The sequence below is a fragment of the Stenotrophomonas sp. STEN083 genome, assembly GCF_056759195.1.
Genome location: NZ_JBRRCU010000002.1, coordinates 12203 through 33867, shown reverse-complemented (window position 1 = coordinate 33867; position 21665 = coordinate 12203). Strand labels below are relative to the sequence as shown.

General features: G+C 59.4%; 11 protein-coding genes. 6 read left to right on the top strand and 5 right to left on the bottom strand.

The window, feature by feature from the left end; genetic code table 11:
* Positions 1-140: 140 nt before the first annotated feature.
* The 6 genes from ACVOK8_RS00960 to ACVOK8_RS00935 all read left to right on the top strand — a co-directional run bounded on the left by ACVOK8_RS00960 (position 141) and on the right by ACVOK8_RS00935 (position 14214).
* Positions 141-5009, top strand: coding sequence for an Ig-like domain-containing protein (locus ACVOK8_RS00960; RefSeq protein ID WP_481565167.1), 4869 nt, complete (start codon positions 141-143; stop codon positions 5007-5009).
* A gap of 721 nt (positions 5010-5730) precedes the next feature.
* Positions 5731-7434 carry a TolC family protein gene (locus ACVOK8_RS00955; RefSeq protein ID WP_481565166.1) on the top strand — a complete coding sequence of 568 codons (1704 nt, stop codon included), beginning with the start codon at positions 5731-5733 and terminating at the stop codon, positions 7432-7434.
* A gap of 313 nt (positions 7435-7747) precedes the next feature.
* Entirely contained in the window at positions 7748-8656 is a 909-nt protein-coding gene (locus ACVOK8_RS00950) for an OmpA family protein (protein WP_481565165.1), read from the top strand.
* Entirely contained in the window at positions 8607-9683 is a 1077-nt protein-coding gene (locus ACVOK8_RS00945; protein ID WP_481565164.1) for an OmpA family protein, read from the top strand. The genes ACVOK8_RS00950 and ACVOK8_RS00945 overlap by 50 nt, the downstream gene beginning before the upstream one ends.
* Positions 9684-9847: 164 nt before the next feature.
* Positions 9848-10534: a response regulator gene (locus ACVOK8_RS00940; RefSeq protein ID WP_481565163.1), complete on the top strand. Its 687-nt coding sequence runs from the start codon at positions 9848-9850 to the stop codon at positions 10532-10534.
* A gap of 23 nt (positions 10535-10557) precedes the next feature.
* A complete protein-coding gene (locus ACVOK8_RS00935) occupies positions 10558-14214 on the top strand; it encodes an ATP-binding protein (RefSeq protein ID WP_481565162.1) in 3657 nt (1218 codons plus the stop codon).
* Between the two features lie 30 nt (positions 14215-14244).
* On the opposite strand, the gene ACVOK8_RS00930 is transcribed toward ACVOK8_RS00935, so the two are convergent.
* From ACVOK8_RS00930 to ACVOK8_RS00910, 5 genes are all read right to left on the bottom strand, one after another.
* A complete protein-coding gene (locus tag ACVOK8_RS00930; RefSeq protein WP_481565161.1) occupies positions 14245-15300 on the bottom strand; it encodes a protein-glutamate methylesterase/protein-glutamine glutaminase in 1056 nt (351 codons plus the stop codon).
* Positions 15297-15896, bottom strand: coding sequence for a chemoreceptor glutamine deamidase CheD (gene cheD, locus ACVOK8_RS00925; RefSeq protein ID WP_481565160.1), 600 nt, complete (start codon positions 15894-15896; stop codon positions 15297-15299). Before cheD ends, ACVOK8_RS00930 begins: the two co-directional genes overlap by 4 nt.
* Positions 15893-16738 carry a CheR family methyltransferase gene (locus ACVOK8_RS00920; protein ID WP_481565159.1) on the bottom strand — a complete coding sequence of 282 codons (846 nt, stop codon included), beginning with the start codon at positions 16736-16738 and terminating at the stop codon, positions 15893-15895. Before ACVOK8_RS00920 ends, cheD begins: the two co-directional genes overlap by 4 nt.
* A 13-nt stretch (positions 16739-16751) precedes the next feature.
* Positions 16752-18911, bottom strand: a complete 2160-nt coding sequence (locus tag ACVOK8_RS00915) for a methyl-accepting chemotaxis protein (RefSeq protein WP_481565158.1) — start codon at positions 18909-18911, stop codon at positions 16752-16754.
* Between the two features lie 361 nt (positions 18912-19272).
* Positions 19273-21642 (bottom strand): methyl-accepting chemotaxis protein, encoded by a 2370-nt coding sequence (locus tag ACVOK8_RS00910; RefSeq protein WP_481565157.1) that lies wholly within the window; start codon positions 21640-21642, stop codon positions 19273-19275.
* Positions 21643-21665 lie beyond the last annotated feature (23 nt).

Sequence of the window (21665 nt, the reverse complement as noted above, 5' to 3'; positions counted from 1 at the left end):
TTTGAGGATTCTCCTACATGTCGAGCACTGCTCAGAAAACATAATGTGATTCGGTATGTGCCTTCCGCGCCTGCATCGCGCGGTGTCAACGAACGTCAGCGAAACTTTGGCGTGTGCGCCTGCTCTCAAGTAAGCAGCACATGGCGCAGTTCCTGGGTGCGCAGGGCAGTTGGGACGGAATTGAAAAGTACTCGACGGAATCTGCGCTTCTGGGTGTAAGTCCGGCCGCAGTTTCGCTCAACAAATCAACAACAAAGGTGGATCATCAAATGGCTGCTATCTTATCTGTGCTCAATGGCGGTTCCGTGGCCCAGAACCTTGTTCTGCAGGAGGCGGACGCGGGTAGTACACCTAGTATCCATGCCTTGGCTGGCGGTCGCTATATTCTGGCTGGTGCCGATAGCCGGGGTGCGGCGGACGGCATGATCATCAAACGCTTGGCGAACAACCTGTTGCTGGCTGAAGAGTCCGGCGGTTCCGCGCGGGACGTTCTGATCATCGAAGGTTTCTTTGTCAATCATGCGCAGTTGTTTGGTTTGTGCACCGGCGGGAATTACCAGCCGTACAGGCTGGTTACCGATGAGGCCACGGAAGCTTCCGCAGCAGAAGTTGCGGGGGGAGTATTGCTACAACTGGCGTCGACGCCGTCCACCGCCGTGCCGAGTTCGTTATTGTTCGCAGTAGATGGATCTGCGCTGTCGCCCGCTACCGGGTTCGAGCCGGCGCCGCCGATGGTCGCAGCATCGGTTGTACCGGAGGTGGAGCCTGTTGGCGATGCGCAGGTCGGCTTCGCGGCCGGAATGGCTGCTGCAGAAGCATTGCCAGCCAAACCCCTGGTGGATATCGAGCGCGTGCACGACGCAGCGGAAAGCAACGGTGTTACGCCGGTTGACGTCTTCGCGGTTGTCGACGTGTACCAGCGTGAAGCCGCATCCGCTGGTGGTGGTAGCGATGCTGTCGAAGCGCTGGACGTGAGTGAAGCTGTTGCGTTTGGCCAACCGGTGGAGGCAGCCATTGACAGCATTCTGGATGGTCAGGGCGCGATTCAAGGCAATATTCCGAATGGTGGATTCACCGATGACGGAAGCCCGAAGATCGTTGGCAAGGCTGAAAGCGGCGTGCTGGTCCATATCTACAACGGTGCGGAACTCATCGGTGTTGTCGCGGCCGGTGCTGATGGGGCGTGGTCATTCGTGCCGCGACTTCCGATGGCTGACGGCCGCCACGTGATTTCCGTGATGTATGAGTATGGGGATGACGAGTACAGTGACGTATCCGCTCCTTACGTAATTTTTGTCGACAAAATTGCGCCCGATACTCCCGTCATCATCGGTATGACGGACGACGAGGGGCGCATCCAGGGCCAGATCGGCAACGGCACCATCACCGATGACAATCGCCCAGTCATTGATGGCAGGGCGGAACCGAACGCGACCGTGATTATCTACGACAAGGGCGTGGAAGTCGGCCGTGCAGCGGTTGCCGGCGACGGTAAGTGGAGTTTTAGTCCCAGCGGGGGATTCGAGGATGGTTTGCATATCCTTGACTACGTCGTGGTTGATCGTGCTGGCAATACCAGCGAGAAGTCCTCAACGACCGAGTTCCTGGTCGATACACGTCCTGAGCTGGTTGAAATATACGCTGCCGAGGATGATGCCGGCGTTGTGAAGGGAACCTTCATGAGCGGCGGCGTTACCGATGACACCCAGCCGCGATTGTTTGGTACGGCTACTGCCGGTGGCACCGTCAAGATATATGAAGGCACGTTGTTGCTGGGCGAGACAACTGCGGGTGCGGACGGAAAGTGGGAGTTCACGCCAGCCGTTGGCCTGAGCGAAGGGGCCCACAGCCTTGTTGCCACAGTGACCACCGCGGCGAAAGGCGAGAGCGACCGCAGTGCGACGTTTGATTTTGTTGTCGACATCACCGCTCCGGAAAAACCGACGATCGAGCAGGTGTATGACGACAGGGGAACGTTGCAGAGCGCGCTTGGCCAGGGCCAGAGCACGGATGACAGCACGCCAACGATATCTGGCAAGGCTGAGGCTGGCAGTACCATTTGGGTCTATGACGGGGGCAATCTGCTCGGAAACACCGTCGCTGACGCCGCAGGCAAGTGGAGTTTCACTCCAAGTCCGCCACTGTTGGACGGTGGTCATCTGTTCACTGTTACCGCACAGGACAAAGCAGGCAGCACCAGCGTTCATTCGGACGGCTTCGCCATCACCATCGACACAGCCCCACCGGCACCTCCGGTGATTGAATTGGTGAACGACGATCAAGGCAGTCAGATGGGCCCCCTCAGCTCGGGTGACTGGACCGACGATTCCAAGCCGACCATCAGCGGCAGCGCGGAGGCATTTGCCAAGGTGGTCATCAGGGATCATGGCCTGGAGATCGGGCATGTCATCGCCGATGCCGAGGGCAAGTGGTCGTTTGAGCCGTTCTTGCCGATGGGGCTGGGCCCGCACAAGCTGACTGCCGAAGCGATCGATGCCGCAGGCAACGCCAGTGAGCGATCCAACAACTTCGACCTGACCTTGGGCAGTCCGGAGCTGCCGGCTACTCCGGCAATCACCTCGGTGGTTGATGATATCGGCTCGGTTACCGGTGCGTTGCAGAAGAACGACGTGACTGACGACGCGCGCCCGACAATAAACGGTACCGCGCAAGCGGGTACGAAGGTATCGATCTATATCGACGGCGCGTTGGCCGGCAGTACTGCTGTTGGCGCAAATGGCGAATGGAGCTATACGCCAACCGCCGACCTGGCTGACGGCCTGCGCAGCATTACTGCGGTGGCCACCAATGCTGTGGGCAATAGCAGTGATCCAACCGGTCCGTACCCGATCATTGTGGACACCGCCGCGCCGGTGCAGCCGGGTCCGGCGGACGCAGCGCTGTGGGACGACGTGGGTCAGATCACTGGCCAGATCGTTGACGGAATGACGACCGACGACAACACACCGACGTTCGTTGGCAAGGCTGAGGCCAACGCGGCCGTAGTCATCTATGACGGAGCGATGGTGATCGGGCGAGTGCCTACCAACGCAAGTGGCGAGTGGAGTTTCACCCCCTCCCCGGTGCTTGTTGATGGTCAGCACAGCTTGAGTTACGAAGTGGTGGACAAGGCTGGGAACGTTGCTCCTAGGTCGCCAGCGATAGATTTCGAAGTAAACACGAATGTCGTAGTCGTCCGCATCGATGGTGCCACCGATGATGTTGGCACTATCCAAGGCGAGATCGGCACAAGCGGTCTCACCGATGACGTCACTCCCACCCTGTATGGCATAGCCACCGCGGGCGGTACCGTAAAGGTCTACGAAGGCAGTACCTTGCTGGGGCAGGTCCTGGCTGGCACTGATGGCAAGTGGAGCTTCACGCCGAGCCTTGGTTTGAGCGAAGGCCTGCACAGCCTGTCTGCAACCGTGACCACGGCGGCCAATGGTGAAAGCGCCAACAGCGAATTCTTCGATTTCACCATCGATCTTACTGGCCCGGGCAAGCCGACGATTGATCAGATACATGACGATGTGGGTTCACCCCAGGGCGCGCTGAGTCCTGGCCAGAGCACGGATGACACCACGCCGACGCTGTCCGGCAAGGCTGAGCCCAATAGCGAGGTTCACATCTATGACAACGGCAGTCTGCTGGGTAGCACCACGGTCGGCATGAACGGGGAGTGGAGCTTCACGCCAAGTTCGCCGTTGCTCAATGGTGCGCACGAGTTCACTGTGAAAGCTGAAGACGGTGCCGGTAACGTTAGTGCGCCCTCGGAGGTATTCGACATCTTGATCGACACGAGCGCACCGGATAGGCCAGCAATCGAGCTGGTGTATGACGATCATGGCGCGCGTACGGGCAGCGTCGCCTCGGGCGGAATGACTGACGATTCCACGCCGACAATCAGCGGTACCGCCGAACGCGACTGCATAGTGATCATCAAGGACGGTGGGATTGAGATTGGCCGTGCCGTGACAGCTAGTGATGGCAGCTGGACATTTGTGTTGTCCGCAGCCTTGGATGATGGCGTGCATACACTGAGCGTTGAAGCCTTGGATGCAGCCGGCAATCTGAGTGCACCTTCCGATACCTTTGACTTTATCGTCGATACCTCGATTCCGACGATCCCGAGGATCACCAACGTCAGGGATGACGTTGGCGAGTACACCGGCATTCTCCAGAATGGCGGCAGTACCGATGATGCGAACCCGACCATCAACGGAACCGGGAAGGCGGGAGAGCTGATTGAGGTCAGATCCGGCGAAACTCTGCTCGGAAGCATCGTGGTAGGTGACAACGGGCGCTGGAGCTTCACTCCGGAAATCGCGTTGACGGAAGGACTGCACGGTTTCTCTGCAATCGCTGTAAGTTCAGGTGGTGCTGAGAGTGCGGTCAGCAACACCTATGCCGTACGCGTCGACACTGTCGCTCCCGATCGTCCGGTTATCGACGCTGTAAAGGATAACGCTGGTGCATGGATGGGAGACCTTGAGAACGGGCAGACCACCGATGACCGGACTCCTACCTTTGTTGGCAGGGCGGAGCCGAATTCGACCATCATCGTTTTCAATAGTGGCGAAGAAGTTGGCTTCGCAACAGTCGATGAGTACGGTGGGTGGACGTACACCGCCGAGCGTTTGGCGTACGGCGAACATCGCTTTACATTCCAATCCTTCGATGTGGCGGGCAACATAAGCGACGCATCTGAGCAGTGGGTAGTTGTCGTTGCGATGGCGATCAGGTCCGCACCGAACGATGGCAGTGCTGAGGTGCTTGTCCCGGCGCACGATCTTCTGGTTGAAGCGGGGATTGAGCTCTTCAGCCAGGGCGCTGTGCTGCGCGACCCCGCGATCGATCCAGTGCAGGCTGTCAACCAGCAGTCCTCCATCGAAACAGTTGAACAGGAGAGCTGGGTGGTCAGCAGCAATCAGGCGATCGATACCGAGTGGTACCCCGTAGTCGTGAGTGAGATTGCTTACCCGCTTGAGCAGCATATGGCCGTTTGACGAAAGAAGGGTCCGGAGGATAGTCAAAAGACACTCCGGGCCTTTCCAATGCGTTCGTCAGACGCTCTTGCGCCACCCGAAAGGGAGTCTCCAGCAGCGATGTTTGGTTGCTGGACATCTCGTCTTGAGGGGCGTATCGAGCCACTGCTCTGCTGGTCGTATACAGCAAGAGATTACGCCCGAAGATACCTTCAGTGGATGATTTTCAGAGCTGCACTTTCCGCTATTCCAGCATCTTCCATGTGCCGATGCGTGGAATGGAGGCTTGCCGTTGCTGTGCTGAACAAGTGGGGGTATTTCGCCATGAAGCCATGCTCTGCTGAGGTGGAAAGGCACGTTGCGTCCGAGTGGAATCTGGATGCAGGGAGCCGGTGCGTGTGGAACGCAAGCTCCAATGTCATATCGCCAGTGGATTCAGCAACGTTTACGGGGTGCAAGCACGACTTTGGATTCTATGAGGATGAATCTTTCAGCCCAAGCATCAAGGACGTGTTCCGCGAATCTGGGGGCAGCGGATTCCTGTCTTCGCCTGTTACGAAGCTGCAACGCGTTGGAAATTTCTTAGGCGACGCGGTACTGGCGTAAACGTAGGTTAGCGGCAGGACTGGGTAATAGGGGTTGGAGCAGCGTTGCGCGTTCGACGTCCCAACACGAGCGATGGCAGCTGTTTCCGAGCACACGACCTTCCTTGTTCTGGATACGAATACTTTTGAGGTAGTGGATGAGCAGTTTCGATAAGTGCTTGGCTTCCGGTGGGACGGGAACGGCACAGAGGCCCGTTGTTACCTGGACAGTCATCGCTTTTGCCAGCATGGCGGTCATGAGTGGGAACGCAACGGCTGAAGATGAGCTTCTTCGGTTCGAGCAGGTTGCCCCGGCTAGCACTGCAAGTGAAGTTGCTGCCGACGCGCGACCTTTCGCTTCGCAGCTGCGCCAGGTCGGTGCTGGAGCTTCAAAGGCTGATTCAACTTCTGGTGTTGTGCGTTCGGTTCGCGAAAGCTTGGCGATTCCAGTGTCTGATGGGTTGTTGGAGGATGTACTTGTGTTTGAGCGCCTTCCACTCGCACGGGTAGATATGCCGAATGCTACCAGCGAGACTGCTCCTGCGGCGGCTGAGGCTTTGGTTGCGCCGATCGTACGATTGAGTGCCTTGCTGTCTGCGCCTGGCGTCGTCGTGCAGGGTGCGCCAGGTACAAGGGGGGGCGAGGTGCCCGAGGCTGAGCTGCGCAGCATGTTCCTGAGCATGGTTGATGCTGCGAGTGGGCGCAGCCCGGCGGTTGCCGGCGCGTTGGCGCAACATGCTGCGTCCAAGGCTGATATCTCCGAAGCAAGAGGTCAGCGCTATCCGCAGTTGGACATCAGTGCTCGTGGGCTTTCCCGTGAGTTTGGCTCCAGCGCCGCTTCGGGGCCCAGCGATCCGTCACTGAGCTTGGGTATAACCACCACACTGTTCGACTGGGGGCGAGTTCGCAAGACCATCGAAAGTCGCAGCTACCTTGCTGACGCTGCGGACTCTGCGGTGCAGGCGCAGTTGGAGTCCTCAGCGTACGATGTAACCTCAAATCTGGTTGAACTTGCCAAGCAGCGCATCATTGTGGAAGCCAGCCAGCGCTATGTGGACCGCATGGCGGAGCTGGTAAAAATGCTTGAAGGCATCGTTGCTGTCGATCCTGGCCGAGTGAGCGAGCTGATCCAGGCCAGGGCACGATTGCTGCAGGCCGAAGCATCGCGTAGTGCAGCAGAGTCCAAGACGCGTGATATCGAGATCAATCTGCGCAGGATGGTAGGTAACCGTGCGCTGCCAAGCCTGCCGAGTTCGCAATACTGGGATATTCGACTTCCGGAACTGAATTGGCTGCTGGCCGCATCGCTGCATCACCCCACCGTGTTGCAGGCCAGAGCATCGGCGCGCTCGGCAGATATGCAGGCCGCTGCAGTGCGATCTGCGCTTCTGCCGCAGGTTAACTGGGTGGTTGGCAAAAATTCCGGCGATGACATCTATGGGCGCGAGTCCGCATGGCAGACCGGTGTGACGCTATCCTGGTCCGCGTTTCGTGGTGGCTCAGGTCGCGCTTCGGAACAAGCAGCGCGGCAGCGCGCTCAAGCAGGTTGGATGGCTGCCGAACAACAGGTGCAGGATCTGGAATACCGTATTCGCGCAGCAAACCAGGATGCTCGTTCGCTGGCCGATCGCGCTGATCTCTATCGTGGCTTGTCTTTGGAATCGGACAAGATTCGCGCAGCGTTCTATGACCAGTGGTATCACCTGGGACGGCGTAGTTTGCTCGATGTACTGTCTTCGGAAAGCGAACACTACAACAACCAGGTTGGTGAAGTTTCCAGCCGATTTGATGGGTACCAGGCGGTAGTCAGGCAGTACGCAAGCGCAGGAACGCTGCTGAGCTGGCTCAGTGCTGACAGGTAACTGCCTCGTTTGCCACGCGGTATTTACTTGAATGGCAACAGTGGATGCCACTGTGGCCTCTTTTCCGATACGTCGCGCCATATGCGACGGCGAACTGAATTTTGAGACTTTCCCTATGTATGGAGTCTCTGTCGACAAACATACTGGTAGCAACGAGGCGGCCGCTCATGGCACGTCGAAGCGTTTCGACGTGCGCTGCTGAACTGCCGGTTTTATCTATGAGTCTGGAAATGGTGGCCCTTTCGCCGCAAAGGCGAATCGTTCGCTTTTACGCGGAGTGGCGGGCCGAAATTTTGCTAGTGAGGAATATGGTATGTCTTTGAATGGAACGATGAAACGCGCGGTATCGGCGGTTGCTGGGGCGACGGCTTGCTTTCTTGTGTATGCCGCCGCGCATGCGGAAATTCCCGCGTCGACTTTTGGCGATTCCTATCAATCGGTACCAGCAGTGGCTGCCGATCAGAGCCAGGTCGTCTATTACCGTGCTGGAGCAGCTGGTCAGCAGGCCAGCGCAACGTACGTGTATGTGGACAACGAGTTTCATACCAGCCTTTTGCCGGGCGCTTTTACCGTGTTCTGCTTAACGCCTGGTGCACACGGACTGAATGCCGTACTTGGCGATGCACCGCACTATGAGGGCAAGACGGCGCAGCCGCGAACAACGCTGGAAGCTGGTACGACCTATTTCCTGAAAGTGGACGAGGGCGGTGCGTTGTTGCCAACGGCGGTCACTCGTTCGGACGCGGAGCGTGAACTTGCTGGCAGCCGGCGTCAGGTTCACGTCCTGTCGCGGGCGTCTGCCATGTTGAATTGCAGATATGCTGCCACAGCAGAGCGTTTGGAATACAACCTGTCCGCCGACGTGTTGTTTGCGTTTGGAAAGGCCGGTTATGCCGACGTCCGCGACGATGGCCGTGGCGCCGTTGCTGCAATTGCAAGCCAGATGAAGAAGGTCGGCATAGAGCTTGATCGGATTGACGTGGTAGGCCACACCGATCCAATCGGTAGCGAAGCAGCCAATGATGCGCTCGGAATGCTGCGCGCGCAGGCGGTGCAGAAGATGCTAGCCGAGAGTGGTTTGTCTGTGAGCGCCATATCCGTTCATTCCAAAGGCTATCGCGAGCTGTTGGTCGACAACTGTCAGGGCGATCGTGCACGTTTGATTGCCTGCAATGCGCCGAATCGCCGCGTTGTCATTCAGGCATACGCGCATCGCGAGTAAGGCTCGGGTACTGAACGGCGGCGTTGGGTTGCCGCTCCATATTGAATATATGCACCGCCGCATCAGTTGGAGTGAGCGGGCGCGACGGAGTGATGCTCAGATGTGCTGCGCGGTAGTTGAACGTATAAAAGGTGTGGCCGTAATGGTTCTGCTCACTGCTGCAAGTGCAGCATCTGCGGGAGGTCCCACAGCGGCGAAGCGTGACCGCACATCTGACATGCTGTACTCAGAGGTGGGGGCAGTAGGGCAAGACCAAGCTCAAGTTGTTTACTACCGCTCCGTAGATGCCAACGGCGCCGCAGTCGCGAACGTCTATCTGGACAGGGAGTTCATCACCGCGCTGAACCCTGGCAGCTATACCGCTTTCTGTTTGGTGCCTGGCCGCCACATCTTGGGTTCCTACCTTGATGACGCTCCAATTTACGCGGGAAAGAATGACGATTTATACGCAGCGACGTTGAAAGGCGGCGCGACCTACTACTTAAAGGTTCGGGAGGAGGGCGGCAATCAACCGTTGCCCGTGACCAAGACAATAGCTTCCACAGAACTGATTGGGATGTTGCAGCAGAACCACCTGCTATCGCGTGCTTCCATGGCTGAGCCTTGTCGTCACTATCGCTATCTGGATGCACCAAAGTCGGTAGTTCGCGAGTACGTTCTTTCAGCTGATTCGATGATCAATGGCCTGAACGGAATCAGTGCGTATGGCAGCGACCACATTCAATCTCTGCTTGTAGATCTGCAGCATGAAGGCGCGCAGATAAGCCGTGTTGAAGTAGAGGGACATACCGATCCGATGGGTGCCTCGGCAGACAATCAGCTGCTGGGCCAACGTTGGGCTGACAGCGTTCGCAGCGCCTTGATCAGCCACGGTGTTCCGCAGTCGATGGCGCATTCAACTAGCGCTGGTAGCCGAACGCTGGTGAAGCACGGTTGCTACGGTAGTGCTGAACAACAGCGTGTCTGCTATGCGCCAAATCGCAGGATTGTGCTGCGCGTGGAAGTGCGTCAGGCAGCGGCGCCTTGAATGAAGGAAATGGCCCCAATCGTTGGATCAAGGGCTGCATCCATTTTGGATGAACAGAACGATCGTTCTGGCTTGTTGCCTGGGTTGATGGGGAGCACTAACCAGCATGCTGTCTGGAACCTGCTTGGTGTTGCTGGGATTTGCGGTGTAGAGGAGTTGATTCAGTGAAATGGTCAGTGATGGCGCCACTCCGCGTTGCGGTGTTGGATGACCACTATTTAATACAGATGGCGTTGGAGCTGCGCTTGTCACGCGAAGCAGATATGAAGGTTGTTGGTGTTTACTCGAACAGTCGGGATCTGCTTGCTTCATTGGGTGATACTCCAGCAGATCTGCTGGTGCTTGACTATGCACTGGGTGCAAGTGAGCTGGACGGTTTGCATCTTATCGGATTGATTCGTCGTCGATTTCCTACGCTTTGCATACTTATTTCGTCCTCGACGGAGACGCCATCCGTCGTCAATCTATCGCTCAGTGTTGGCGCCAACGGCTTCTTTGGGAAGTCAGAAAGCGCAGAGTTACTGGTTGAGGCCATTCGTAAGGTTGCCTCGGGCGAAACCTATGTATCGCCAGGGCTGGCTTACCGTCTTGGACGGCAGCCGCTGCCCGCGGGACGCACATCTCCTGATGTAAAAGGCGCGCAGCGCCTGCTGAATGATCCTTCGCTCTCGCCCAAGGAGCGTGAGGTACTGCGCTGCTGTCTGGACGGGATGTCTGTTTCGCAGATATCACGCAAGTTCATGCGCAGCATGAAGACCATCAGCGGCCAAAAACAAGCCGCGTTCCGAAAACTTGGCGTCCGTACTGATGCAGAGCTGTTCAAGCTGCAGCACAGCCTCGCCACCGGCTGATTGAATTTCTGAGTATCGCAACCATGCTGCACATCATGCTGAGGCGCCGCTTGATCTGTGCGGCATGGGTCCTCGCTGCCCTTCTATTGCTGTTGGCGGGTTCCGCTTTTGCTGCCTCTGAGGCGGTCAGAGACGTGACTTTGTTGGCGCGCAACAATATGCCAAACACTGCGCTTGAGCTTGGAAAAGGGGATGGCGATTGGCTGCGCTCCAAGGGTACGCTGGTGATGGGTGTTGCCCCGCCAAGCTTTATGCCGCTTGAAGTGTTCTCAGGCAATGACTGCTATGAGGGAATCACCGCCGATGCGTTTGGCGCTATCGGTGAAATGCTTGGCGTGAAATTGCGGGTTGTTCGCTATCCGGACCGAGCAGCTGCCTTGCGTGCGGTTGAAAGCGGCGCGGTCGACATGGTTGGCAGTGCCAATAACTACGAACTCGCAGAACATGCGGTGCGTTTGACACAGCGCTATGTTGAAGATACGCCGGTGCTATACGTGCGCAAAGCAGAGCGTAGGCACATGCCGCCAGGGCTGGCTGGTATGCGTATCGCGGTAGCCGAGGACTATCTGCCGCAAATCCAGATCCGCGATCTGTACCCGCATGCGATCATCTCCACCTACCGTTCACGCGAGCAAGCGCTTGCCTCGCTGGCGTTTGGTAGTGCGGATCTGTATCTGGGGGATGCGGTTTCCAGCAACTATCTGGTTAATTTGAGTTACTTCAACTATGTGCGAACGATTGCGGATCCGCGCACCGATACCGGCGGTTTTGCATTCGCGGTGCACGAGGATGCGCTGACCCTGGAACGCGTCATCAACCTTGCGCTGATGCAGCTTCAACAGACCCATGGGAGTGAGATTCTGAAGCGTTGGTCCGGTGGTGGCGGGATCGTACCATCGGCACGGATAGAACTAACGCCTGCAGAGCAGCGCTGGATCAGCGAGAATCCGGTGGTGCGTTTCGTCGCCAGCAATGACACGGCGCCACTTTCCTACTTTGATACCGATGGGCGTTTCAGCGGTTTGAGTGCTGACATCATGCGCGCTATCGCGCAGCGTACCGGCTTGGAGTTCGAACCGGTCCGGGTATCCCGGCTCGATCAACAGATGGCTGCACTGGAGGCTGGAACAGCAGATGTGACCATGTTGGTGCCGACCCCTTCGCGAGCACAGCGGTTTAGCTTATCTCGGCCGTTCGTGCAGACTTCTTTCGGGATAATTACGCGCGAAGAACCCGGCAGTCCGTTGTCATTGAGTGATCTTCGCGGCAAGCGCATCGCGCTGCCGGCTCATCATGCGCTGAAGGAAATGTTGTTGCCGGCATCGGACTTTCAGTTCATCGAGACCGATACCTTGGCGGCAGCAATGGAATTGGTGAAAGACGGCAAGGCGGACGCGACGATTGCATTCCTGCCGATGGCGCTCTACTACACATCTGTCCTGCATGACGACAAGTTGCGTGTGTCAGACGTAGTGGAGGATACGCCTGCGTGGTTGGCCATCGCTACGCGCAAAAGCATGCCCGAGCTTGCCAGCATCATCGATAAAGCGATGTTGCAGATTCCGCCGGACGAAGTGGATATCTTCCAGAACCGCTGGCGGCCGCGGCCCGATGCATCACCGGCAACGTGGACTGACTTTCGCGGGTTGATCTACAAGATTACCGCTGGGGCACTGCTGCTTATCCTGGTGTCGTTGATATGGAACGTGCATATCCGTTCGCAGTACCGCCGTCGCCAGGTGGCCGAGGACGCGTTGGGAGAGCAGCTGAATTTCATGCGCTCGCTGATCAACGGAACGCCGCACCCCATATATGTCCGTGACGAGCAGGGCAGATTGGTTACCTGCAACACCAACTATCTTGACATGCTGGCGGTCACCGAGAAAAAGGTTATCGGCAAGACATCGATGGAGGGTGCCAAGCTCGATCCGTTCGAAGCCCAGAGCTTCCATGACGACTATCTGTGGGTGATGGCCAATGGCAGGCCACTGGAGGTGGATCGCACGCTGCACCTGCCTGGAAGGGTGCTGAGCATCTATCACTGGATCTACCCCTACTTCGATTCACAAGGGCAGGCCAAGGGCGTGGTCTGTGGCTGGATCGATGTGAGTGACCGTTTGCATCTGATGGAAGAACTGCGCCGTGCGCTGAACGCCGCGGACCAGTCGAGCCGGGCCAAGACCACCTTCCTGGCGACCATGAGCCATGAGATCCGCACGCCGATGAGTGCCATCATCGGCATGCTCGAGCTTGCGCAGAAGCACGCAGATCAAGGGCGCCTTGATAGGGCGGCCATCGCGGTGGCCTATGACTCGGCCCATGGTCTGCTCGAGTTGATCGGTGACATCCTGGACGTGGTGCGCATCGAGTCTGGCCACGTCAGCCTGAGTCCGAAGCGGGCCAATCTGCGTGAGATGACCGAGTCGGTGACGCGGGTGTTCAATGGTCTGGCCCGCCAGAAGACACTGCATCTGATCCTGGAACTTGATCCCAGCGTGGACTGCGACGTGTCCATTGATCCGATGCGGTTCAAGCAAGTGCTGTCCAATCTCGTCGGCAACGCCATCAAATTCACCGACCGTGGCCGGGTCACCATCCGGGTCAATGCTGTTTCAGTTGCGGTGGCACAGTTGCGCCTGCAGCTGGAAGTTGCCGATACCGGTATAGGTATTGCCGATGCCGATATCGCGAGCCTGTTTGATCCATTTTCTCAGGCCAATCATGGCCATAGCTCACGCGGCGGCACTGGCCTGGGCTTGCCGATCTGCAAGTTCCTGTGTGAGTTGATGGGGGGAGACATCTCTATCCGCAGTACACCGGGCGAAGGTACCTCGGTCGTGCTGAATCTACCGCTGGAGGTATTGCCACCGGTCCCGGGAGCGAACGAGGTTCCGCAGGCCGCGGATGCCAGACATCCGAGTTTGAAGGTTCTGGTGGTTGACGACCACTCCGCAAACCGTACGTTGCTGACACAGCAGCTGGCATTTCTTGGGCAGTGCGTGCGCAGCGCATCGGATGGACGTGAGGGTCTGGATTGCTGGTTGGAGGAGCGCGTCGATGTCGTCGTCACCGATTGCAATATGCCGGTGATGAATGGTCATGAGATGGCACGGGCAATTCGACGACATGAAAAGGCCTATGGTCTGCCGCCATGCGTGATCATCGGCTTCACCGCCAACGCGCAGCCCGAGGAGCGGGCCAGGTGCATTGCCTCAGGCATGAATGATTGCCTTTTCAAGCCGGTCAGCTTGAGCACACTTTCCAGCATGCTGGTCACCCTGGGTGAGAGCACAGGCATCAGCGCAGTGCAGGCGAGCCAGCAACAGATCAGCGACATCGAAGAGACGCTGCAGGAATTGACCGGTGGCGATGCCGGGATGACACGCAGTCTGGTCATTGAGGCGCATAGGAGTTTCGTGCGTGATCTGACCGAGCTGCTGGCGTTGTTGCCTAGCTTTGAACCAGCGGAGATGTCCAGCCTCGTGCATCGCATCAACGGTGGTATGCGTCTGTTGCAGGTTACGCATCTGATGGACATCTGTGAGCGTATTGAATTTCTCTGCGATCAGGCTGAAGTGGAGACCGACGAAGTCACTGCAAACGCGCAGTTCATTGCCAGTGAGTTGCCCGCCATTATCGCGGTGCTGGCTGCCATGTTCGCGCCTGAAGCGGCGGGCTGATCAAAAGCCACGGCCGTTAAGGCCGTGGCATCAGCCGCGGGCGATGCCGAGAATCCGCTCGGCGATTCTATCCAGTGGCAGCACTTCATCGGCGGCGCCCAAACGCACTGCACTGCCCGGCATGCCCCACACAACCGAACTTGCTTCATCCTGGGCCAGGGTCGTCGCACCGGCCTGTTTCATGTCCAGCAGGCCGCGTGCGCCGTCTTCGCCCATGCCTGTCAAGATCACTCCGATGGCGTTGGCACCGGCATTCATCGCGACGGAGCGGAACAATACATCGACTGCCGGCTTATGCAGGTTGACCGGCACGCCGTCGTCCACCCGGCACCGCCAGCGCGCACCGTCGCGTATCACACGCAGATGCTGGCCGCCGGCAGGCAGGTAGGCGTGGCCAGGCAGGATGGCTTCGCCGTCGCTGGCTTCGCGTACCGACATTGCCGAATGTCGGTCCAGACGTTCTGCAAAGGCCGTACTGAAGCTGGCCGGGAGGTGCTGGGTCATGACAATGGCAGGCGCATCGGCTGGCATCGCTTCCAACACCACGCGCAGGGCCTCGGTGCCACCGGCGGAAGCGCCGATGGCGATCAGGCGGTCGGTGGTGCGGAAGCCGAGGCTGCTGGCGCTGGCCGGGCGCTGCAGCGGCCGACGTGGACCGCCGGCAATTGCCCGTACCCGTGAGCGCGCGGCCATCTTTACCTTGCTGCGGATTTCCTCGGCATACGCGTCCAATCCGCGCGCGACGTCGATCTTCGGCTTGGCGACAAAGTCCACCGCGCCCAAAGCCAAGGCCTGCAGGGTGGTGTCGGCACCGCGCTCGGTCAGTGATGACACCATCACCACTGGTAGCGGGTGCAGACGCATCAGGTTCTCCAGGAAGGCCAGGCCGTCCATGCGCGGCATTTCCACGTCAAGCGTCAATACGTCCGGGTTGAGCCGTTTTATCTTCTCGCGTGCCAGCAATGGATCGGCGGCGGTGCCGATGACTTCGATAGCGGGATCGGCGGCCAGGATCTCGGTCAGGATCTGGCGTACCAGGGCCGAGTCGTCAACGATCAGAACCCGGCAGGGTGCCTGCGGCATCATTCAAACAGCTCCACGCCACCGCTGACCGGGGTATGCGACAGGCGGGCGCGGACGGCGGTTTCGGTGGCGACCACTTCAGCATCATGTGCGTGCGGCAAACGCTGTACCACGACACGGCCGGTGATCGGGAAGAACCAGATCTTGCGCGGATGGATGCCACATAGATCTTCAGCAACAATCGGGATGTGTTCGGCGCGCAGGTACTGGCGCACGAACTCAGCATTGCGGGTTCCCACCGGATTGCTGGTGAAGCCTTTGAGCACGTTGGCACCGCCGAATACCTTGGCTTCCAGACGCTTGCGGTGGGCGCCGCGCTTGAGCAGGTCGTTGATCAACAGTTCCATGGCGTAGCTGCCGTAGCGCGCGGGCGCGCCGTCACCGATATTGCCTTCTGGTAACAAAAAGTGGTTCATGCCGCCGATGCCGAGGATGGGGTCGCGGATGCAGGCCGCCACGCAGGAGCCGAGGATGGTGGTCAACGCGGTATCGTCGTCCACTACCAGGTACTGGGTTGGCAGCAGCTTGGCGGCAATCGTCTGGAACCGTGTGTCGCGGTAACGCATGACCTCATCGGGGTAGTGCTGCGGGTTCTTCATGCGCCATTCCTGCGGCTGCGGCGGTACAAGGTGCGGCCGCACGGCTGGATCAGATCGGCAGCATGCAGGTAGTTCTCGGAATGACCCGTGTAGAGCAGGCTTTCTTCGTCCATATGCTGGATCAACCGCGAGAGGATGCCGCGTTGGGTCGGCTTGTCGAAGTAGATCATCACGTTGCGACAGAACAGTGCATCAAACGGGCCGCCGACGTCGTAGCGGTTGGACAGCAGGTTGAGCTGGCGGAACTCGATCAGGGCGCGCAGGGCAGGGACTACCCGGCACTTGCCCTCATTGGGGCCGCTGCCGCGCTGGAAATAACGCCGCTTCATGGCCGGATCCAAACCGGCGATACGATCCATCGCGTAGACGCCCTGGCTGGCGGTGGCCAGTACCTGGGTGTCGACGTCGGTGGCGATGATGCGCACCGGTGGGGTCATCGACGAGAAGGCCTCGCAGGCGGTTATCGCCATGGAGTAGGGCTCCTCACCGGTGGAGGCGGCACACGACCATAGCTTCAGCGGCGCCTTTGGGGCACGTGTCTGCAGCTCCTCGCGCAGCTTGTCGAAATGGTGCGGTTCGCGGAAGAACGAGGTGAGGTTGGTGGTCAGGGCATTGGTGAAGGCCTGCCACTCGTCGCCGCCATGCTGTTCCAGCTGGTCCAGGTAGTCTTTGAACGAATGCAGGCCCAGGTTGCGCAGCCGCCGCGACAGACGGCCATAGACCATGTCGCGCTTGGCCGGCGCCAGCGCAATGCCGGCACGGGCATGGATCAGCTCGCAGACGCGACGGAAGTCGCGGTCGTTGAACTCGAAATCACGCTGGTTGCTGTCCAGATCGATCATGGTGGCAGTCCGCTCAGCTGGCCAGGGCGAGTGATTGTGGGCGTGCTGCCGCTGCTGGCTGTGCGTTCAGTTGGAATACCGCAACCGCCTGGTCCAGCAGGGACGCCTGCTCTTCCATCGAGCGTGCTGCAGCGGTGGCTTCCTCTACCAGGGCGGCGTTCTGTTGGGTGGTCTCGTCCATCTGCATGACGGTCTGGTTGACCTGTTCGATGCCGGCTGACTGCTCCTGCGAAGCTGCAGAAATTTCGGCCATGATGTCGGTGACGCGTTGTACTGCGGTAACGATTTCGCCCATCGTGCTGCCGGCCTGCTGCACCAGCTGCGAACCTTCGTCCACGCGTCCGACCGAGTCCTCGATCAGCGATTTGATCTCCTTGGCCGCGCCAGCAGAGCGTTGGGCGAGGGTACGGACTTCGGCGGCAACTACCGCGAAGCCGCGGCCCTGTTCACCTGCTCGCGCAGCTTCCACTGCGGCATTCAGCGCCAGGATATTGGTCTGGAAGGCGATGCCATCGATCACGCTGATGATGTCGGCGATGCGTCGCGAGGACTGCTGGATCTGCCCCATGGTGGTGACGACTTCCTCGACCACGAGGCCGCCGCGCGAGGCTACCCCGGCAGCACCGATGGCGAGCTGGTTGGCCTGGCGGGCGGACTCCGCGTTCTGGCGGACGGTTGAGGTCAGTTCCTCCATTGATGCGGCGGTTTCTTCAAGGTTGGCGGCCTGCATTTCTGTGCGGCGGGACAGATCCGAATTGCCGGTAGCGATCTCGCCGGCGGCGAGATTGATGCTGTCCGCCGACTGCTGGATGCCAGAGACGATGCCGGCCAACTGGCTGACGGTGCTATTGGCGTCCTCGCGCATGCTGGCAAACACACCCTGGGCGTCGCCGCTCAGTTTGACGGTGAGATCGCCTTCGGCAAGCGCCTGCAATAGACGCGATACCTCGCCGAGGTTGTAGTCGCTGACCTGCATCATGTTGTTCAGCGAACGAACCATTGCATGGAAGTCGTGCTCGAAGCGGTCTTCATCGCCGCGCTGACTGAAATCGCCGGCAGCAGCTGCGCTGCCCAGGCGTTTGATTTCGCTGTTGATGGCGGCGAGGTTGGTCTTGATTGCAGCCATGGTGTCAGTGATGACACGCTTGTCGCCCGGCAGCAGCGGCATGTCCTGGCTGAGGTCGCCAACCGCATAGCGCTGCGCCAGCGCGATCACCTGCATCTTGACGTCGATATGGTTGCTGACCAGTACGTTGGTCTCTTCCACCATCACTCCGTAGTCGCCAGGGAAGGTGCTGGCGTCGATGCGATAGCGGATCATGCCGGCATCATGCTGGCGTGCCATTTCCGCCTGCGCACCAATTACAGCGCGTAGCTGATCCTGCATGTGCGCCATGCTGCTCAGCAGCTGCCCGGTTTCATCCTTGCTGGGCGCAGCGATGCGGTTGTCCATGCGGCCATTGGCAATGGCGGTAGCGACGGCGGTGGCATTGCGCAACGGCAGCACGATGCGGTTGCCGATGATCCAGCTCAGCGCCAGTACCAGCAGTACCAGCACGCCGCCGGCTGCCGTCATAACAGCGGTGAATTTCAGTGCCTGGGCCTGCAGGTCGTCCATGTACATGCCGCTTGAAACCACCCAGTTCCATGGTGTGTACATGCCTGCATACGTGAGTTTGCCAACCATGCCTTCCTTGCCGGGCTTGGCCCAGACGTAGGCGACGTAGCCGCCGCCCTTGCGTGCAGCTTCAACCTGGTCGTAGTACAGGCGCACGCCGTCCTGGTCACGGAAGTCCTTCATGTCCTTGCCGACCAGGTCGGCGCGGAACGGATGCATCAACAGCACGTACTTGTTGCTATAGATGTTGAAATAGTTGACGTCGCCGTCGGAGCGCATCTTCTGCAGCGCGGCCATCGCGTACTTCTGAGCATCTTCCAGCGGTATCGCACCGGTTTCCGCTTCCTTGGCGTAGTGATCCAGAACGCCGTAGCTCATTTCCACCTGGGCGCGCAGTGCTTCCTTGCGGGTTTCGTACAGGTCCAGGTACTGCATGCGCGCCGCTATGACTGACAGTGCTACGACGCCGATGACGATCAGAGCGGTCAGCAGGTTCAGCTTGCGCCGGACCGAAATATTGGAAATGTAGTTGTTCCAGAGCGAAGCGATGTTCATCGAATCTGCCGCCAACCTTGCGGTACCGGCGCTGCGTGAGGGGTTACCGGGTTATCGGCCGCATGGGGCATGAGTTGAGTGTTTTGAAGCGGGAGGCCAGACACGCGACGTGGAACTGTTCACCCGACTGCGGTGGTGATACGGATTGCTGCTTGCTGTCACTGTAGGAGCGGCGTAAGCCGCGAAGCTGGCGGTGCATGAACGATTACCAGCCGTGCCATCTGGTGATCTCCCTGCTTCGCGGCTTACGCCGCTCCCACAAGGGCAAAAAAAATCCGATGCCAGAGGTCTGGCATCGGATTAGGGGTTGCTCAATGGCTCAGGCGGACGGCGTTGCTGCCGAGGCCGTTGACGATATCGCTTAGAACTCCTGCCAGTCCGAATCGGCCAGCTCGGCAACTGCGGTACGGTTGGCGGTACGACGACGCGGTGCGGGTGCCGGAGCCTGGCTGGCAGGGCGGGTTGCCGCTTCCCGCAGGGCCTTGGGGCTGCTGGTCTCGGTGGCGGCTTCTTCAAGCTGGAATACCGACACCACGTTGGCAAGCTGCGCTGCCTGCTCTTCCATCGAGCGGGCGGAGGCGGTGGCTTCTTCCACCAGTGCGGCGTTCTGCTGGGTGGTTTCGTCCATCTGCACGATGGTCTGGTTGACCTGCTCGATGCCCGCAGACTGTTCCTGCGAGGCCGCCGAGATCTCGGCCATGATGTCTGTCACGCGCTGCACCGAGGCGACGATCTCGCCCATGGTAGTGCCGGCCTTGCGGACCAGTGCCGAACCATCGGCGACCTTGCCGACCGAGTCGTCGATCAGGCCCTTGATCTCCTTTGCCGCGCCAGCCGAACGCTGTGCCAGCGTACGAACTTCCGATGCAACCACGGCAAAGCCGCGGCCCTGTTCGCCGGCACGTGCGGCTTCCACCGCAGCATTCAAGGCCAGGATATTGGTCTGGAAGGCGATGCCGTCGATGACCGAGATGATCTCGGCGATCTTGCGCGAGGACTGCTCGATCTGGGTCATGGTGGTCACCACCTGGCTGACCACATCACCGCCCTGCGAGGCCACCGATGCGGCGCCGATGGCGAGCTGGTTGGCTTGGCGTGCCGATTCTGCGTTCTGGCGCACGGTGGAGGTCAATTCCTCCATCGAGGCGGCCGTTTCTTCCAGATTGGCAGCTTGCTGTTCGGTGCGACGCGACAGATCGTTGTTGCCAGCGGCAATTTCGGTAGCGGCCGAGTTGATCGACACCGATGATTGCTTTATGCGACCGACAATGCCGGTCAGCTGCTCGGCGGTGGCATTGGCGTCGTCACGCATGGTGGCGAACACGCCCTGGTACTCGCCGTGCATGCGTACGGTCAGGTCGCCGCGGGACAGGCCCGACAGCAGGGCGGAGATCTGTTCCAGGCTGCTGGCGTTGGCGTCCAGCAGGCCGTTGATCTGGCTGGCCAACTGCAGGAAGAAGCCATCCTTGTCTGCGGTGCCGATACGACCGCTGAGATCGCCTGCTGCGGCGGCCTCGATGATGCGGGCCACTTCCTTCTCAACCTGGGCTTCGGTGCTGCGATCGCGCCACTCGACAACGTGGCCGACCCGCACATTGTTGTCGTCGCGGATGACTGAGATGGTCTGCGCGAACTCGGCCTCGCCAAAGCGCATTTCGCGCTTGAATACACCGGTCTTGTCCAATGCGTCCAGAACCTTGCCATCCACTTCGCCGCGATGTTCAAGCACGGTCACCGGCTGGCCGATCAACGGCTTGCTGGCGTCGAACTGACTGAGCGCGCCGCTGATCTGCTCGTGATGCTCAGTGAGCTTGTCGAGCAGGGCACGGTTGGCGTAAACGATCTCCAGATCGTTGTTGGTCAGGAACACGCCGGTTGACGAATAATCCAGCGCGGTACGGATGCGCAGGTTCTCGTTGGCGATGACTTGCTCGCGTTCGATACGCTCACGCAGATCGCGCTGCATGCGCTGCATGGCACGCAACAGGTCGCCTACCTCGTCGGCGCGGGACAGGTCGATGGTGCCGTCCAGCTTGCCGCTCGCAACTTCATTGGCCACATCCACGGCGCCACGCATTGCGTTGACCAGTGAGCGGGCGAACAACCAGATCAGTGCCAGGCCGGCGGCACCGCCGACCAGCACTGCGATGATGATCAGCAGGGCTGACGCGCGATAGGTTTCCGCAGCCTGTTTGGCGGCTGCCTGGGCGCGGGTATTGTCGTTTGCAGCAAGCGCCTGCAGGGCCGCATAGGCCTTGCGGTGCAGGTTTCGGGTTTCGCCGACGAAGGTATCGATGGCGTCATCCGGCAGGTCCAGCGCCAGCATCTCGCTGACCGCGTCGTACGAGGCCGCCGTCTTGCTCCAGTCGGCTACAAACGTGTCGAAGAGTTTCTTCTGTTCCGGACTGTCGATCAGCTTTGGATACGCGGCGATGGTGGTATCGATCTGCATGCGCAGTTCAGTTGCGCGCGTCTTGGCGTCGGCTTTTACGTCATCGCTGGCGCGGATCAAACTCTGATAGGACGCGTTGCGGTACTCGCTGACCATGCCGCTCAACTCACCGGTGGTACGGAGGCTGGGCGTACGTTTCTCAGCGAGGTCGGTGGTGGCGTTGTTCAGTGAGTGCAGGCCGCGATACGCGACGATGCCCTGCAACAACATGACGAACAGCACGACGCCGAAAGTCAGCATCAGCTTCGGCTTCAGTTTCAGCGAGTTGATCCACTGCATCTTGCGCGATCTCCGGGAACAGG

Bases quoted from the DNA above. Each gene is read 5' to 3' on its own strand.
- cheD (WP_481565160.1), bottom strand. From the start codon at position 15,896: ATGAAGAACCCGCAGCACTACCCCGATGAGGTCATGCGTTACCGCGAC.
- ACVOK8_RS00950 (WP_481565165.1), top strand. From the start codon at position 7,748: ATGTCTTTGAATGGAACGATGAAACGCGCGGTATCGGCGGTTGCTGGG.
- ACVOK8_RS00910 (WP_481565157.1), bottom strand. From the start codon at position 21,642: ATGCAGTGGATCAACTCGCTGAAACTGAAGCCGAAGCTGATGCTGACT.
- ACVOK8_RS00960 (WP_481565167.1), top strand. From the start codon at position 141: ATGGCGCAGTTCCTGGGTGCGCAGGGCAGTTGGGACGGAATTGAAAAG.
- ACVOK8_RS00915 (WP_481565158.1), bottom strand. From the start codon at position 18,911: ATGAACATCGCTTCGCTCTGGAACAACTACATTTCCAATATTTCGGTC.
- ACVOK8_RS00930 (WP_481565161.1), bottom strand. From the start codon at position 15,300: ATGATGCCGCAGGCACCCTGCCGGGTTCTGATCGTTGACGACTCGGCC.
- ACVOK8_RS00935 (WP_481565162.1), top strand. From the start codon at position 10,558: ATGCTGCACATCATGCTGAGGCGCCGCTTGATCTGTGCGGCATGGGTC.
- ACVOK8_RS00945 (WP_481565164.1), top strand. From the start codon at position 8,607: ATGCGCCGAATCGCCGCGTTGTCATTCAGGCATACGCGCATCGCGAGT.
- ACVOK8_RS00920 (WP_481565159.1), bottom strand. From the start codon at position 16,738: ATGATCGATCTGGACAGCAACCAGCGTGATTTCGAGTTCAACGACCGC.
- ACVOK8_RS00955 (WP_481565166.1), top strand. From the start codon at position 5,731: ATGAGCAGTTTCGATAAGTGCTTGGCTTCCGGTGGGACGGGAACGGCA.